The organism is Rhizobium sp. NFACC06-2 (assembly GCF_900101425.1).
GTDB lineage: Bacteria > Pseudomonadota > Alphaproteobacteria > Rhizobiales > Rhizobiaceae > Agrobacterium > Agrobacterium leguminum.
In genome coordinates, this window is the sequence record NZ_FMVA01000010.1 from 181,413 (window position 1) to 197,379 (window position 15,967).

The 15,967-nt window shown below is 61.8% G+C and carries 12 protein-coding genes; 3 read left to right on the forward strand and 9 right to left on the reverse strand.

Translation table 11 applies throughout. The features are described 5' to 3' along the window. The first annotated feature begins 7 nt into the window (after nt 1–7). Entirely contained in the window at nt 8–1,354 is a 1,347-nt protein-coding gene (locus F3H58_RS17975; protein ID WP_149743137.1) for a condensation domain-containing protein, read from the forward strand. Between the two features lie 309 nt (nt 1,355–1,663). Here F3H58_RS17975 and F3H58_RS17980 read toward each other — a convergent pair whose 3' ends face one another. The 7 genes from F3H58_RS17980 to F3H58_RS18010 all read right to left on the reverse strand — a co-directional run bounded on the left by F3H58_RS17980 (nt 1,664) and on the right by F3H58_RS18010 (nt 9,809). After that, nucleotides 1,664–4,501 carry a condensation domain-containing protein gene (locus F3H58_RS17980; RefSeq protein WP_149743138.1) on the reverse strand — a complete coding sequence of 946 codons (2,838 nt, stop codon included), beginning with the start codon at nt 4,499–4,501 and terminating at the stop codon, nt 1,664–1,666. A 62-nt stretch (nt 4,502–4,563) separates the two neighbouring features. After that, the gene (locus F3H58_RS17985) at nt 4,564–4,842 is read right to left on the reverse strand and encodes a phosphopantetheine-binding protein (RefSeq protein WP_149743139.1); all 279 of its coding nucleotides are present in this window, start codon (nt 4,840–4,842) and stop codon (nt 4,564–4,566) included. Then, entirely contained in the window at nt 4,835–5,674 is an 840-nt protein-coding gene (locus F3H58_RS17990) for a siderophore-interacting protein (protein ID WP_149743140.1), read from the reverse strand. Before F3H58_RS17990 ends, F3H58_RS17985 begins: the two co-directional genes overlap by 8 nt. A 235-nt stretch (nt 5,675–5,909) precedes the next feature. Beyond that, complete coding sequence (locus F3H58_RS17995; protein ID WP_065655268.1) at nt 5,910–6,863, reverse strand: ABC transporter substrate-binding protein; 954 nt, start codon at nt 6,861–6,863, stop codon at nt 5,910–5,912. Nucleotides 6,864–6,886: 23 nt separating this feature from the next. Then, nucleotides 6,887–7,951: a FecCD family ABC transporter permease gene (locus F3H58_RS18000; RefSeq protein WP_149743141.1), complete on the reverse strand. Its 1,065-nt coding sequence runs from the start codon at nt 7,949–7,951 to the stop codon at nt 6,887–6,889. A gap of 11 nt (nt 7,952–7,962) precedes the next feature. Then, on the reverse strand, nt 7,963–8,976 hold the full coding sequence (locus F3H58_RS18005; protein WP_149743142.1) for a FecCD family ABC transporter permease: 1,014 nt from the start codon (nt 8,974–8,976) through the stop codon (nt 7,963–7,965). Beyond that, nucleotides 8,973–9,809, reverse strand: coding sequence for an ABC transporter ATP-binding protein (locus F3H58_RS18010; protein ID WP_149743143.1), 837 nt, complete (start codon nt 9,807–9,809; stop codon nt 8,973–8,975). The genes F3H58_RS18005 and F3H58_RS18010 overlap by 4 nt, the downstream gene beginning before the upstream one ends. Before the next feature lie 214 nt (nt 9,810–10,023). Here F3H58_RS18010 and F3H58_RS18015 point away from each other — a divergent pair, with 214 nt between their 5' ends. Beyond that, nucleotides 10,024–11,325 (forward strand): NtaA/DmoA family FMN-dependent monooxygenase, encoded by a 1,302-nt coding sequence (locus F3H58_RS18015; RefSeq protein WP_149743144.1) that lies wholly within the window; start codon nt 10,024–10,026, stop codon nt 11,323–11,325. A 2-nt stretch (nt 11,326–11,327) separates the two neighbouring features. On the opposite strand, the gene F3H58_RS18020 is transcribed toward F3H58_RS18015, so the two are convergent. Next, nucleotides 11,328–12,104, reverse strand: coding sequence for an IclR family transcriptional regulator (locus F3H58_RS18020; RefSeq protein WP_149743145.1), 777 nt, complete (start codon nt 12,102–12,104; stop codon nt 11,328–11,330). 297 nt (nt 12,105–12,401) lie between these two features. Here F3H58_RS18020 and F3H58_RS18025 point away from each other — a divergent pair, with 297 nt between their 5' ends. Then, the gene (locus F3H58_RS18025; RefSeq protein WP_149743146.1) at nt 12,402–14,468 is read left to right on the forward strand and encodes a TonB-dependent receptor; all 2,067 of its coding nucleotides are present in this window, start codon (nt 12,402–12,404) and stop codon (nt 14,466–14,468) included. Between the two features lie 222 nt (nt 14,469–14,690). On the opposite strand, the gene F3H58_RS18030 is transcribed toward F3H58_RS18025, so the two are convergent. Then, nucleotides 14,691–15,806: an acyl-CoA dehydrogenase gene (locus tag F3H58_RS18030; protein ID WP_353619445.1), complete on the reverse strand. Its 1,116-nt coding sequence runs from the start codon at nt 15,804–15,806 to the stop codon at nt 14,691–14,693. Nucleotides 15,807–15,967 lie beyond the last annotated feature (161 nt).

Here is a 15,967-nt window from a genome sequence, read left to right on the forward strand (position 1 = left end):
AAAACAGATGGCGCATATCGATCCTGCCGGCGGCTGGCTTCCACTGACGCAGCCGCAACTCGATTTCTGGGAGGAGTTTTCCTTCCATCCCGACGAGCCGGTTTCCACCGTCGCCCATTACATCGATCTTTCCGGTGCGGTGAATGAAAGCGCGCTCATCGAGGCGATCAAACGCACCGTGCGCGAATCCGAAGTCCTGTCGATCCGTTTCCGCATCGGCGACGATGGCGAGACGCCGCAGCAACGCTGCGATCCAAGCCATGCCCCGGTTGTGGAGCTTGTCGATCTGCGCACCCGTCCCGCTCCTCTGGAAGAGGCGCTGCGGCGCATGAACGCGGATGTGGAAGCAAGGCTCGATCTCAGAACCGACAGGCTTTCGGCGCAACTGCTCTACCGTATCGCCGACGATCGTTACCTTTGGTACATCCGCGCCCATCATATCGTCGTGGATGGTTATGGCCTGACGTTGGTTGAGCAGCGCTGCGGCCAGCTTTACGGGCACTATTGCGGCAAGGGCGAAGCGGGTCCGGATTTCCACCCATTCGGCGATTTCCTTGCCGAAGAGGATGCCTACAAGCAAAGCCGGCGTTTTGAAAAGGACCGCGATTTCTGGGCGGCCTATCTTGCCGCGCCCGCCGATCTGCCGGTGCTGGACAAGGATTGCGAGGACTATGGCGGCGGCGGCCTGCATACGGACGCGGCCTTGCCGCAGGGTTTCAGCACGCGGTTGCAGCAGGTGGCGGGCGCAATGGAGATAGGCTGGCCGGACCTTCTGGTGCTGCTATCCGGCCTTTATCTTCACCGTGTCCTGCGGCGGCCGGATCGCGACGTGCTGACCTTGTGGCTGCCCTTCATGAGCCGCTGGGGCAGCGTCGGCGCGCATATGCCGGCCATGCTCGTCAATATTTTGCCCTTCCATCTCACCATCGAGCCGGGAGAGAGCCTCGGCGCATTTCTGACGCGCAACGCCGCCAATCTGCGAAAGCAGCGCCTGCATGGCCGCTACCGCATCGAGCAGATCGCCGCCGACCGGGAAATCCCGATGGGCCGGCGCTTCTTCTTCTCGCCGCTCATCAATGTCCTGCCCTTCAGCGCGCCGGTCTTTGCCGGGCTTACCGTTGTCAGGCACATCCTTGCCAATGGTCCCGGCGACGGGTTCAACCTGACCTTCCGTGGCGAAGATGACGGCAGCGAGCTGAACCTGCATATCGATGCGGATTCAGCACTGACGCAAGCGGAGGATTTCGCCCGTTACCGCGAGGAGTTGCCATTGTTCCTCGATGCCATGCTGCGCGAGGAGGCGCTGACGCTTGCGGCGGCGGAGGCGTCCACGGCATTCCGTCTGGCGGTTTGAGGGGGTGACGACAGTGGGCGAATGCCTGGCCGGCTTCAGAGTGCGAGGCTGTGGGCATACGTTGCCGATAAAGACGGACAATCCCTTTTCCGTCATGCCGGACTAGATCCGGCATCCAGCCACGGCGCGTCTGCGCCGTGAACGGACTCTCTCGCGATCAAGGACTTGATCGCACTGGACCCCGGACCAAGCCCGGGGTGACGGCGTGCGGATGCAGCGGCCGCGCCAATACACTCTCATCAGCGTTCACAGGCAAAAATAACCCGGCTCCGCTAAGGCGAAGCCGGGTTTTCCTTGCCCAAGTCCAGCTCAGGCGAGTGTCGTCAGCACGCGGCTCGAAGCGCCGGCTTCGGCGAAGCGGCTGAAGACGCCGCTGGTGGTGTTGCGCAGCCGCTCGACGTCCTGCGGGCCGTAACGGTCCGAACGGTAGCTCATCAGCACGCGAATGGAGCGCTCGCCGCCGATCGTCTCTTCCATCACCTCGAATTGCAGCCCCAGCATGGATTCATGCTTGTCGGGGTCGATCTGGCGGAACTCCACCGGCTTGCCGTCCGGCCCGGCAAGGGTGCCGTTCAGCTTGTTCTTGGCGTGGATCTGGATGAAGACCTCGAACAGATGGTCGCGGCCGGGTGTCATGCCCAGCGCTTCCTCGACGAGATCGATCGGGATTTCGCTATGTTCCAGCGAGCCGTTGATGGTGTTCTTCACCGTAGAAATCAGGTCGCCGACGGTCATTGTCTCGCCGAAACGCACGCGATGGGCGACGACCGTGGTGAAATAGCCGATCGTATCGAAATAACCGCTATCGGTGCGGCCCGAAGCCGAGGTGCCGACCACGAGATCGCTCAGGCCGCCGAGAAGGCGCAGCGATGCGGCAATGGCGGCATAGACCACGTTGAACAGCGAGGCGCTGTTCTGCTTGGCAATGGCGTAAAGCCCGTCGCTGACATGTTTTTCCAGCTTGAACTCGATCCAGCCGCCTGCCGGTGCTTCGTCCTGCGATGCCGCGTGCGGCGTGCCGTCCTGTCCGTTGAGGGTAAGGCCTTTCGGCGCATCCCGCAGCATATCGGTCCAGTAGGCAAGGTGGCCGGCATTGACGCCTGACGCGACCTGTTTTCTCGCAAATTCATGGAAGGGCGCTGGCTTGGTGGCAAAGACCGGGGCCTTGCCCGCCGCCCTTGCCCGGTAGGCCTCGGTCAGCTCGTCCATCATCAGGTTCACCGACCATTCGTCGAGCACGATGTGATGGAAGAGGAAGGAAAGCACCTGACGGCCGGTCTGCGCATCCTTAAGGAAGCGCAGCCGCATCGGCAGTTCATGCGCAAGATCGAACCGCCAGCCGGCCTCCGCGTGCCGGTCCACACCTTCGCTTTCTTCGCTGGTCCAGAACCATTTGTAACCGGGCAGGTCGTGCATCGGCACGATCTTCTGCAGAACCGTATCGTCTTCGACGTAGAAATGGGTCCGCAGGCCGGGATGGCGCTCGATGATATCGAGGAAGGCGCATTCGAAGGCATTCTCATCCACGGGATCAAGGAAATCGAGCGCGAAGGGAATGTTGAAGATTTCGCCGAAACCGAAGGCGGCATAGGCCTTCCAGAGCGACATCTGCGCCAGCGAAAGCGGTGCGGTGAGCGAGCCGCTCGCCGTCGCTTCGGCCTGCGCGGGTGCTGCGGTTTCGAGCCGGGTCGCCTGTTTTGCGAGCGAGGCGGCGGTCGGGTAGCTGAACAGGTCGTTGAAGCGCAGCTCGATGCCGTGATTACTGAGAAGACGTCCGATGATGCGCGTCGCGATCAGCGAATGGCCGCCGAAATCGAAGAAATCGTCATCCGGCCCCATCTCGGGCGAAACGAGCGCTTCACGGAATTCCGCAAGGATCGTTGCGACGGTGTCGTCGTCGCTCTCACCGGAAGCAGCGGGCGAAAGGGCTGCCTGCTGCGGTGTCGCCACGGTGTTTTGAGGGACGATGCCGGAAAAATCCGCCCCACCTTCGATATGGCTGACGAAGCGCTCCAGCAGGAAGGCCGTCGCATGCGGCGATGTCTCCCTGCCGCCCGTCAGTTCGAGGCGGATATCGCCGGCGGCTGTCGGACCGACGGCAAGCGTCAGGCCGAGACCGGATTGCAGGGAGGGCAGGTGCAGGTGCTCAAACTGGAGCCCATGCTCCGATATGGCCTGAACGGGTGTCGCAAGCGCCTGCAGCGTGAAGGTGGCGGTTCCGCCTTCATTGTCGTTTCGCCGCTCCAGACCGGACAGCACGGCTTTTTCAGCCTGTTCGTGCGTTTGATCGCGGGAGATCGCTACCCGTGCCGCAGCCTCGGCTGACATCGGCATCGAAGCGCTGACGCCGGGCTCCAAGCGCAGGGTTACGGTCTCGGGACCGCCGTTTTTCGCCAGGAAAAGGGCAAAACGCGATCCGGCGCGGGCCAGAAGCGCATTCGTCGCCGTGGAGCTGTTGAGGCCGAGCAGGGTGGCGGGAAGATCGACGCCGTGGCTGTGGCTCGCCGGCCTGTCGATCCCGTTTTGCCGCAGCGCCACGACGGTCGAGCCGGAGGCCGGACGTTGCAGCCAGCCGAGCGGAAGCGGGTCGACACTGTTAGTTTCGACCGCGCGCGGCGAAAGCGGTTTCGGGGTCTCACCGGCATAGGCCGCCGTAATGCCTTCCAGCAGGATTTGCGGCGAGAGGACTTCGCCGAGCAGGCCGTGGACCAGAAATGCCAGCAGGATTTCTCCTTCGCTCAAAAGCACGACGGCCTGAAACGGCGGGTCGGTCTCGGCATCGAAGGGCCTTGCCTGCAGGTCGTGCAGCAAGGTCAGGGCCTCGCCCGCCGATGGAACATGCAGCAATTGCACGATGGATGCGGACGGGGCCTCGATGCTCTTGGCAAGCGTGCCGTCCTCGCCAAAGGCAAAGCGTGCACGAAGTTCGGGCCAGACCTCGCAAAGCGTCTTCAGCGCCGAAGTCAGACGCAGCAGATCGCACTCTTCACCGATGCGATAGGCGAGAAGGGCGCGGAAGACCTGATCGGGATCCTGAAACTGCTCGAACCAGACCCGTTCTTCGTATTGGCTCGGCGGGGCTGCATCCCCCCTGTCGAAAGTTTCTTCGATGCGACGTGCGAGCATACGCGTATTGTCTGCTGCCATGGTCCTCTCCTTGAAAATATTCGGGAATCGCGCTCCGGCGCGAAAAGTGCTGCGTCGCGGGATCAATGTCCCGCGCGCGACCGTTCGATGAGCGCCTGCCAGGTGGCAAGCGTGGGCTGACGGGCCAGATCCTCATAATCAAGCCGCGTCCCGGCAAGCTGGGAAAGCGGTGGCATCAGCCGCATGAGGGCAAGCGAATGAAGCCCGCGACCGAACAGGTTGTCCCCCGGTTCGATGTCGCGCACTTCATCGTCGAGAACCCCGGCGATAAGGGCCTTGAGTTCCGTCATCATCGTTTCCGCCTCCGGCATGGTGTCCGCCGCGATTGCCGGTTCATTCATCGAAATGATCGTGAACGCCGCTGGCGCCGCGCCGCCAGTAACCGGAAGCGCGAGTCCATTTGGGGTTGGCGCCGAATTCTTCGACCAGAAGGGCGCGAACCTCCTTTGCAGCCTTCGATTCGCAGGCGACCCAGCTGAAGAAATCGCCCTTCGGCAGGTCGAGCTTGCGCAGGGCGCCCACCAGCGCGTCGTGGTCGGTTCCGTTCTCCGTTTTCTGCGTCACCCAGACGATAGACGCATCCGCCTTCGTCGTGAGCTCCAGCCGGTCGGCATCCGTCTCGACCTCGATCAGCGCCACGACGCGGGTGCCCTCAGGCATTTCCTCCAGCCGCCGCGCCAGCGCGGGAAGGCCGGTATCGTCGGCAATCAGCAGATGCCAGTCGTAGGTGAAGGGAACGGTGAAAGAGCCGCGCGGACCGGCGATCCACGCTTTGTCACCCGCTTTGGCGGCTTTCGCCCAGTTGCTGGCGGGGCCGTCGTGATGGGTGGCGAAATCGATGGCGAGTTCGCCCTTTTCGGCGTCGAAGCTGCGCGGTGTGTAGTCGCGCGCCAGCGGGCGCCGCGCACCTTCCGGGAATTCAATGCCGTTCGGACCGATCACCGGCAGGCTCGGCTCGGTTTCGCCGGGCTGGGCAAAGAACATCTTGACGTGGTCGTCGAAACCGAGGCTCGCAAAGCCCTCCAGTTCTGGCCCGGTCAGGACGATGCGGACCATGGACCGGCTGAGCTTTTCGACACGCGCGACATTGAGCGCGCGCAGCGCGACGGGGTGGCGATGGCGTTTGGGAGTGCGGTCCGGAATGGGGGAATCCATGGTTTCTGGCATGCTCATGCTGTTGTCTTTCCTGGGATATCGCCGATGGGTTCGGCGGTTTCGCTGTCCCGGGTCGGCGTGCCGGACGATCGCGCATTGGGGAGTCTCGTCCGGCGCGATATTCCGGCGTCGTTGCGTCAAGATGCGCGAACCATAACAGGCGGTTTCGGCCCCGGCAATATAACTTTCTCCAAAAACTCAAGTTTATACCCGGCACATAAATCGTGCCGGGATTGGCTTTGGATAACGCCGTTCAACGGCGGCCTGCCCAGCTTTCCACCTCATCCAGTGTGTGCAGGGCGCTCGGGATTGAAGGCGTCGTGACCCTGGTGGAATCGAGGAAAACGATCCTTTTCTCGCGCGCCGGTTTTACGAAACGCTCCCAGCCGGGAATGATCTTTTCAAGGGCGGCGCGCGTTCCGGCCTCGCCGCGGGCGGGGCTGGTATAGCTGTTCATCACCACCAGCAGATCGGGATTGAGCTTGCCGAAGGCATCGGCGCTCAGCGGCATCATCAGGGTCGAGCCCATGCCGCCCGAAGAGGCGGCGTTGTCGATCTTCAGGCGGGTATAACCCAGATCCTCCAATGCCTGCACCGCGCCGGACATGTCGCCCACCGCATTGATCTGGTCGGTCAGCAGGATCGCGAGATAGGTCTTGCCCTTGATATCGTCGCCCAGCGTCTTTTTGACGGCGGCGAGCTTCGTGTCATAGGTCTTCCGGCGTTCGGCAAAGACATCGCTTCGCCCGACCAGGGCGGCAAGGTTTTCTTCGACGCTGAAACCATAGGCATGGCCGGTGCTGACCTTTTGCAGATAGACGGGGGCGACAGTGGAGAGCTGTTCGGCCTTGCCGCCATCCATTTCCGTCGCGACGATGAGGTCCGGTTGCAGCGCCCGCAGTTTTTCGAGGTCGATCTGGCCGACCGCGCCGAAACCCTTCGGTTTCGTGCGGCCTTCACCGAGCACGGTGTCGACGAAGTCGACAGCGGTGGCGAATTTGCCGTCGCTGTTGCGGCCATAGGCGCCGACCACATTGGCGTCGAGATCCATCAGCGGCACGCCGAGCAGCGGCTCGTGCATGACGACGATGCGCTGCGGCTTTTCAGGAACGGAGACGCTGCGGCCGGCGGCATCGGTCACGCTGCGCTCGGCGGCGAGGCTGGTTCCGGCGGCCAGAAGTGCGGCGATGAGCATGGCAATTCGCATGGCATTCCCTTTATTCGATGTCTTCAGTGGCTATTGGTTCTACGCAGCGCCTGAAGGCGCAGCGTGAGGATGAAAAGCGGCACGCCGATCAGCGTCAGCGCAAGGCCAATCGGCATCGGCGTATCGGCCACCAGCCCGCGCGACAGCGTATCGGCCGTGACGACCAGAATGCCGCCGGTAAGCCCCGACAGGAAAAGCCTGGCGCGGCCGACGGCGGGCGAAACGAAGGTGGCGAGATGCGGGGCGATAACGCCGAGAAAGGTCAGTGGGCCGACGGCGGTAACCGAGGAGGCGCTGAGGATGACCGCAAAAACAATGACGAGCGGGCGCGAATGCCTGACGGTTTCGCCGAGCGCCATGGCCATTTCATTGCCGAGATCGAAGACCGCGAGCGCCCGGCCGATGAGAAAAATGCCCACGAGGCTTGCGGCGAAGAGGGGGGCGAAAACGAGGATGGTGGACCAGCTTGCCTGAAACAGCGAACCCGCCATCCAGTCAGCCAGCGACAGCGAGGTTTCGGCCGGCGTGTAGAGCAGAAGCACGGAGGAGACGGAGGAAAGCGCCGATTCAATTGCGATGCCCATCAGCAATATGGCAAGACCGCTCGAGCGTTCCCGCCCGACGAGGGCGATGAGAAGAAAGGCGACGGCCAGACCACCGCCGACGGCCGCAAGCGCCACCAGCGTCTTGGGGGCCGTCGGCACCAGCACCAGAAGCAGCATGATGGTGGTCATCGACCCCTGGCTCAGACCGAACAGGCCGGGATCGGCGAGCGGATTGCGGGCAACGGATTGCAGCATCGCGCCTGCCAGCGCGACGCTCCAGCCGGCCATGAAACCGATGAGGATGCGCGGCAGCCGCACCGTCCACAGCGCATAGGCCTGATCGTCGCCGAGATGCCCGCCCACCAAGCCGCGCAGGAGATCGGTGAGGCCCGTTTCGGTATTGCCGAGGCTGACGGACAGGGCGGCGAGCGCTAGCGCCAGCACAAGCAGCGCAAGGCCGGCCTTCAGATTGCCGATGCCGATCTGCAGGCCGGTCGGCAGCCGGAGGACGGCTTTGCCGTCGGTAGCGAAATGCCGTTTCATGAAAGCCCCCTTCATGACAGCCCCCTTGCCGAAGGCGACAGATAGAAGCGCTTGACGATGACGATGAAGACGAGGCCGCCGAGGAGATCCATGAACAGCCCGGTATTGACCACATAGGGCGCAAACAGGGTTTGCGCGCCAAGATCCGCCAGCACGCAGAGGCCTGCGCCGACAAGCGCGGAAGCCGGCAGGGCGAGCGTGAAATTCACGCCGACCAGCGGCCGGATCATATGCGGCACGATGAGGCCGACAAAACCGATGGGGCCGCAGATCGCCACCGCCGAACCCGAGGCCAGCATGGTGGCGAAGAGCGCGATCCGGGAAATACGCGTGACATTCACACCGGCGGAGGCGGCCTTTTCCGCGCCCAGCAGAACCAGCGTCAGCGGCCGGGCGACCGCCCACAATATGACGAGCGCAATTGCGCCGATCCACCAGAAATCGGTGAGGCGCTCGGCATAGACGTGGTTGATATTGCCGCCCACCCAGCTGAGGAATTCGGCGCGGCGTGTGGGGTTGGAGAGAAGCAGGGCGTTGGTCACGCCGATCAGCAGCATGGAAACAAGTGCGCCGGAAAGGATGAGCGACAGGCCGCGTGGATCGTTTGGCCGCCCGGCGAGACGCGCGACGACGAAGCAGGCGGCAAAACCGAAGCCGGCGCCCGCGAGCGCGGCAAGGCCCTGTATTTCCGGAGAGAAATCGAACACCAGCGCGCCGACGATCACAAAAAGCGTCGCGCCGGCATTCAGCCCAAGCGTGGAGGGCGAGGCGAGGGGATTGCGGACAAGCCCCTGCAGCACACAACCGCTGACGGCCGTCGTCGCCCCCACATAGATGGCAATCAGCGAGCGTGGGATTTGCTGATAGAGAAGCACGGACTGCTCATAGCTGTCGGCCTCGCCGCGCCAGAGCGTCGCGATGATTTCGGCCGGCGGCATGTCGCCAGACATGACCAGCAGATTGATGGCGAGGATGGCAGCCAGCAGCAGCGCGGCGGCGAAAATCAGCGTTATTTTCGGGGTCATGCCGGGATGGCCTGTTCCTGCCGCTCCAGCCGGGGCACGCAGATGAGCCGCCCCTGCCGCTCCAGCCGGGGCACGCAGATGAGCCGCCCCTGCCGGGAGAAGATATCGGCTTCGAGATCGAAGACCTCGGCGACATTTTCGGGCGTGACCGTTTTTTCCACCGGCCCGGACGCCAGAACCCGCCCGGCTTTCAGCATGATGACATCATCGGCGAAAGTGGAGGCGAGGTTGAGATCGTGCAATACGACGATGACCGTCTTGCCATGCCTGTCCGTCAGTTCGCGCACGAGGCCGAGAACGGCATATTGATATTTCATATCGAGATGGTTGACCGGCTCGTCCATCAGGATGACATCCGTATCCTGCGCCAGCACCATGGCGATGAAGGCGCGCTGGCGCTGGCCGCCGGAAAGCGTGTTGACCTGCGCTTTCGCCTTGTCTTCCAGCCCGACGGTCTGTAGCGCCTCGGCAAAAAGCGCGCGGTCGCGTTCGGTTGGGCCGCCGGCAAGGCCGTAACGGGCGTAACCGGCAAGCTCGATCAGCTCACCGAGCGTCATATAGTCAGGGCAATGGCACTCCTGCGGCAGATAGGCGATGCGCCGCGCCAGTTCGCGGCGTCCGATCTCGCCGATCGAACGCTCGCCAAGCCTTATTGCCCCCGATGACAGAGGCACGAAACCCATGATGGTCTTCAACAGCGTCGACTTGCCGCAGCCATTGGGGCCGACCAGCGCGGTGACGCGGCCTGATCTGAAACGGGCGGAAAGCCCCCGCAGGACGGGAACATGTCCATAGCTGGCGTGAAGGTCCGTGGCGTCGAGCACCGGATACAACTCCTGTTATTCATGCGCCCATGCGTCGAGACGCCGCACAGGCGTTATAAGTATTTGAATTTAAATATCGAACCCGTGGAAAAAGCATTTCTTTCCGGCGGGCGCGACGGTGTGGTCTTGAAGCGACACTAAACTATAGTAAAACTCTCCACAAATCGAAATTTGCCGATTCAACGTGCGGATTTCTTGCCGGTTATTTCAGTCGAGGTGCATCATGTCAGTCGCAGCCAAGCTTCATGTCGGCATGTCGCTGGCCCCAACCTGGCTCAGCGGCGAGGCATGGCGGCGCGCGGACAGCGATATAAACGGGGTGTTTTCCAGCGATTATTTCGTCGATCTGGCGCGGCGTGCGGAAGCCGCGCATGTGGATTTCGTGTTTCGGCCGGATACGCTTTTTCTGCGCACCGAAGGACTTGAGACCGGCGGCGGATTTGCCAGCATGGACCCGACCATGCTTCTTGCGGCCATTGCGCGGGAAACCAGCCATGTCGGGCTGTTATCCACCGTTTCGACCACATTTCTGCCGCCCTATGTGGTGGCCCGCCAGATCCAGTCGCTGAACTGGCTGAGTAATGGCAGGGCGGGGTGGAATGTTGTCACTGCGCTTGAGGGGCACGAAAATTTCGGCCTGACAGAGATGCCTTCGCCGCAGGAGCGTTACGAGCGCGCCGCCGAATTCACGCAGGTGGTGAAAGCGCTATGGGCGAGTTTTCCGAACGAAGCTCTCAAACTCGACCGGGAAAGCGGGCGGTTCGCCGATTCCTCGCTGGTGCGGCCGGTGGCGCATGAGGGCAGACACTTCAGCGTCAAAGGCCCGCTCAACCTGCCGTCCCATGCCAGCCGCATTCCGCTGGTGCAGGCGGGCGCTTCTCCCGAGGGGCGCGATTTCGCTTCGTCAGTGGCCGACGCTGTCTTTGCCTCGACGCCGGACATACAGGCGGCCATCGAACTCAGGGCGGATTTGCGGCGGCGTGCCGAGGGCCACGGCCGCAACCCCGACGGCGTGAAGCTGATGCCGGGCCTCAGCCTCTATCTCGCGGAGACCGGCAGGGAAGCGCTGGAACTCTTCGCGGAGACCCATGCCCGCGCCAACCGCGCCCGCGCTTTTGCCTCCATCCGCGATATGACGGGTCTTGATCTCACGGACTGGCCGCTCACGCGGATCGTTACCGCCTCCGACCTGCCGCCGCCGCCGGAGACACCGAGAAGCCGTACCCATGCCGGCCTGCTGCGCCGGCTGATCGAGCGGGAGACGCTGAGTGTTGCGGAATTATTGCGGCGTCCGGAAGTGATGGGGTCGGGCCATTGGCAGATCATAGGTACTGTTGAAGATGCCCTTGAGGCCATCCGTGAATGGGCGGCTGCCGGTGCGATCGACGGTTTCGTCGCGGTGCCCGGCGGTTCGGTGGCGTCCATGCGGCTGGTGCTGGAGCGGCTGTTGCCGAAGCTCGCCGATGCCGGGCTTTTCCGCACTGCTTATTCCGGCCGCACCTTTGCGGAGCATCTGGCCGAATAGGCTTATGCGCCGCCTGATTCGGCCGTCGCCTGTCTGGCGGCTTCGATCAGCCGGGAAAAATGCTGTTCGGTCTCGGCGGTGGCCACGAAGGATACGGTGGTGACGACACAACAGAGTTCGCCCTGGGCGTCGAAAACCGGTGCGGCCTTGCCCGTCAGGGCGGAGAACAGATGTTCATTGAGTTCCGCGCCACCCGCTTCGCGGATGGTTTCCAGAATGCCGGCATCGGGACGGGAGCCACGAAAGGCGGCCGGTTGCAGCCTGCGCACGGCGGCGATCCTGTCCGGCGGCAGGTAGGCCTGAAAAACCAGCCCGCAAGCGCTGTTGTCCAGCGGCAGAACATCGCCGAGCGCCACGGTGCTGATGGAAAAGCTGGCGCTTCTCGCCCACCGCACCACGGTCGGGCCGCGTTCGGTCCAGATCGCCACGCCGCAGCTGGCGCCGATCTCAGAGGCAAGCGCATTCATCTGGCGGCCCGCGGTTTCGACCGGATTGATTCGCCTGAGCGCGCTGATGCCTATTCCGAGCGCTGCGGGTCCGAGATCATAACTGCCGCTTGCGGGGTCCTGTATCACCAGCCCCTCCCGCACGAGGCTTTGCATGTAGCGATGCGCCGTGGAGCGGCCGGTGCCGGCGCGTTTGGCCAGTTCGCCAAGTGCCAGCGCCCTGTCCGATCTGGCGAGAAGATTGAGGAAACGTGCCGCGATCGATACCGATTGAATGAGGGCCGAGCGCTTTTCGCCCACGTTTTCCGGCAGATTGTCCGAATCGTCATCCATGGCGTTCAAGCGCGTTCCCCCCGTTTGTTGAGCATGCCTAACGCATCGCGCCTGAAATCGGAATGGTTTTCTGCGGACGGAACTATGCTGTTCCCTTTCGAAACGCTGGGGGTGCGGAAGCGGCGGTCGGTAAACTTTGTTGTAAATATGGCACATCCCGTTACGGAAGCCTTTTTGTCCGCAATACAGAACGCATTCTCTATTGCGAAACGGATAACGCTTCCGTTACTTGAATATGACTTTAATACTCATGTTTATTAGGGGTGTGTGATGGGGTTTAGCTCTAACGGTCGTTTGATGAGCGGGGTCAGCGCTCTGACGCTGGCGACAATGTTTGTGACGCCGGTTCTCGGTCAGGATCAGCAGGCGGCGACGGCGGGCACCACCGTCCTGAAGCCGATCGTCGTGACCGGTGAAAAAGTGGCGCGCGACATGAAGAACACGGCGTCGTCCGTTTCGGTTATATCCGGGGATAAAATCAAGAAGGAAAAGACCGGCGACCCGACCGTATCGGAAGCGATCAAGGATATTCCGAACGTCGTTTACACCGACAATGTCAGCGCCCCGATCATTCGCGGACAGGATACGCAGGGACCAAACACCGGCTCCATCGCCTTCTTCACCGGCACGGTGCCGCGCGCAACGATCAATGTCGACGGCCATTATCTCGGTTATAACGAGTTCATCTATGGCGCGAGCTCCATCTGGGATGTCGAAAGCATCGAGGTGTTCCGCGGCCCGCAGACCACCTCGCAGGGCGCCAACGCCATTGCCGGCGCGATCCTCGTCAACACCAAGGACCCGACCTTTACGCCCGAAGCCAGCTATCAGGCGGAAATCGGCAATTATCACCAGAAGCGCGGTTCCTTCGCCTTTTCTGGTCCGCTGATCGAGGATGAGCTGGCGGCACGCATGGCGATCGATTATTCCGGCCGCGATACCTTCATCGACTACATCAATTCCGCCTTCGCCCATGAGGGAACGGACCAGAACTTCAAGGAATTCAACGGTCGCTTCAAGCTTCTGTGGGAACCGTCGGAAATTCCCGGCCTCTCGACCAAGCTCACCTATTCCTACAACGCCTCTAACCGGCCGAGCCAGGAAGCGGCGTCGCGCCCCTTCGAGGATCTCAACCACGTCACCACGACGATGCCGAATTTCAGCCAGTACACCAATACCGGCATTCTCGACATCAACTACGATTTCGAAAACGGCGTGAAACTGTTCAACCAGACGCAGTTCTCCTCGTCCATCGCCAAGCGCCGGGTCGGTATTGCGAATACGGGTGATGCCGATATCGACCTGAAGAACACGTCTCACGAAACACGCGTGACCTTCGGTGATCAGGAAGACGTGCTGAGCGGTGTCGCGGGTATTTATTACGCGCATACGAAAGCCGACGAGGTGCTTTATCTGCGCGGAACCTCGCGCTTCAACGATACCAAGGATAATCTCGGCCTCTTCAGCGAGTTGAGCTATCGCCTGACCGATCAATGGACCCTGACCGGCGGCCTGCGCTACCAGCAGGACCAGATTCAGCGCGCCGGCTACCGGACGCTCTCCGCCACCAGCAGAAGCTCGGTCAATTATGACGAAACCTTCTCGGAAATCCTGCCCAAGGCGTCGCTGGCCTATGCCATCAATGACGACTGGACGGTGGGCGGCCTGATCAGCCGCGGTTACAATCCCGGCGGCGTCGCATTCGATCTGACGACCAGCAAATGGCGCACCTTCGACAAGGAAACCATCTGGAACTACGAGCTGTTCACCCGCGCCAGCCTGCTGGACGATACGCTGACAGTGAACGGTAACCTGTTCTACATGGACATGAAGGACGCCCAGTTTAACGTGCCGGTCGTTGTCTCCACGGGCATCAGCGAGTCCTACACCGTCAATGCCGAAGAAGCTCATGCTTACGGTCTGGAAATCGGCGTGGATTATCAGGTCCTCGACAATCTGACACTGAAGGCCAGCGCCGGTCTGCTGAAGACGAAAATCGACGAGATTTCCAGCAATGCCGCCTATGTCGGCAAGGAATTCGCCAAGTCGCCGGGTTACAGCTTCACCGTCGGAGCAAGCTGGGACGTGACGGATAAATTCACCGTTTCGGGGCAGGTGCGCCATCTCGACGGCTATTATTCCGACACGGATAACAAGGCCGTTTATGCCATCGATCCCTATACGATTGCAGATGTGCGGGCGAGCTACAAGTTCCAGGAGGAGCTTGAATTCTACGCCTACGTCAAGAACGTCTTCGATGAGCGCGCACCGACGCTGATGAAGGAAAACCGCGGCATCGGCGGCATCGAGGCCAGCATGACCGAACCGCGCATGTTTGGCGTCGGTATTCGCGGCACGTTCTGAGCTGTCATCTGAGTTGAAAAGCGAAGAGACCTCCGAAATGATTTTCGGAGGTCTCGAACTGTTGACCCTCACTCGCACTCGCCGTCATCCTCGGGCTTGTCCCGAGGATCCAACCACGTCTCGTAAGAACAATCGGTTGCAGATGCTCGGGACAGGCCCGAGCATGACGAAGGAGAGGCTTTGGGCCTCTTTAAAGCCGAGATCCTCGACGTGGATAAAGCCTCAGAAAAACGCCTGAATGCCCGTCTGCGCCCGGCCGAGGATCAGCGCATGGACGTCGTGCGTGCCCTCATAGGTGTTGACCGTCTCAAGGTTCTGGGCGTGGCGCATGACGTGATATTCGATCTGGATGCCGTTGCCGCCATGCATGTCGCGGGCCTGGCGGGCGATATCCAGCGCCTTGCCGCAATTGTTGCGCTTGATGATGGAGATCATTTCCGGCGCCATCTTATGCTCGTCCATCAGTTGGCCGACGCGGAGCGATGCCTGAAGGCCGAGCGCGATTTCGGTCTGCATGTCGGCAAGCTTTTTCTGGTAAAGCTGCATGCCGGCCAGCGGCTTGCCGAACTGCTTGCGGTCGAGACCATATTGCCGAGCGCGGAACCAGCAATCTTCCGCAGCCCCCATGACACCCCAGGAAATGCCGTAACGGGCGCGGTTGAGGCAGCCGAACGGGCCTTTCAGGCCGGAAACATTGGGCAGCAGCGCGTCTTCGCCCACTTCCACGCCATCCATGACGATTTCGCCTGTAATGGAGGCGCGCAGCGAAAGCTTGCCACCGATCTTGGGCGCGGAAAGACCCTTCATGCCCTTTTCCAGCACGAAGCCCCTGATCTGGTTGTCATGGGCTTCCGATTTCGCCCAGACGACGAAGACATCGGCGATTGGCGCATTGGAAATCCACATTTTCGAACCGCGCAGGCGATAACCGCCCTCGATCTTTTCGGCGCGGGTCTTCATGCCGCCGGGGTCGGAACCGGCATCCGGCTCGGTGAGGCCAAAACAGCCGATCAGCTCGCCGGAAACGAGGCCGGGCAGGTATTTCTTCTTCTGCTCGTCAGAGCCATAGGCGAAGATCGGATGGATGACGAGCGAGGACTGCACGCTCATCATCGAGCGGTAACCGCTGTCGATCCGCTCCACCTCGCGGGCGACGAGGCCGTAAGCCACATAGCTGGCATTGGCCGCGCCATATTCTTCCGGCAGGGTGACGCCGAGAAGGCCGGTGCGGCCCATCAGGCGGAACAGTTCCGGTTCGGTGTTCTCGGAAAGATAGGCTTCGGAGACACGCGGCAAGAGTTCGGATTTGCCGAAGGCGGCGGCGGCGTCGCGGATCATCCGCTCGTCGTCGTTCAGTTGGTCTTCGAGCAGAAAAGGGTCCTGCCAATTGAATGCTGCGTGTTCGCTCACGTGATGCCTCCGGATTTGCTGGCCGGATTATTGGTATTCGAGCCAGTCGGCACAAGCCATGTTTACTCATTTTTGCATTACATATAGTA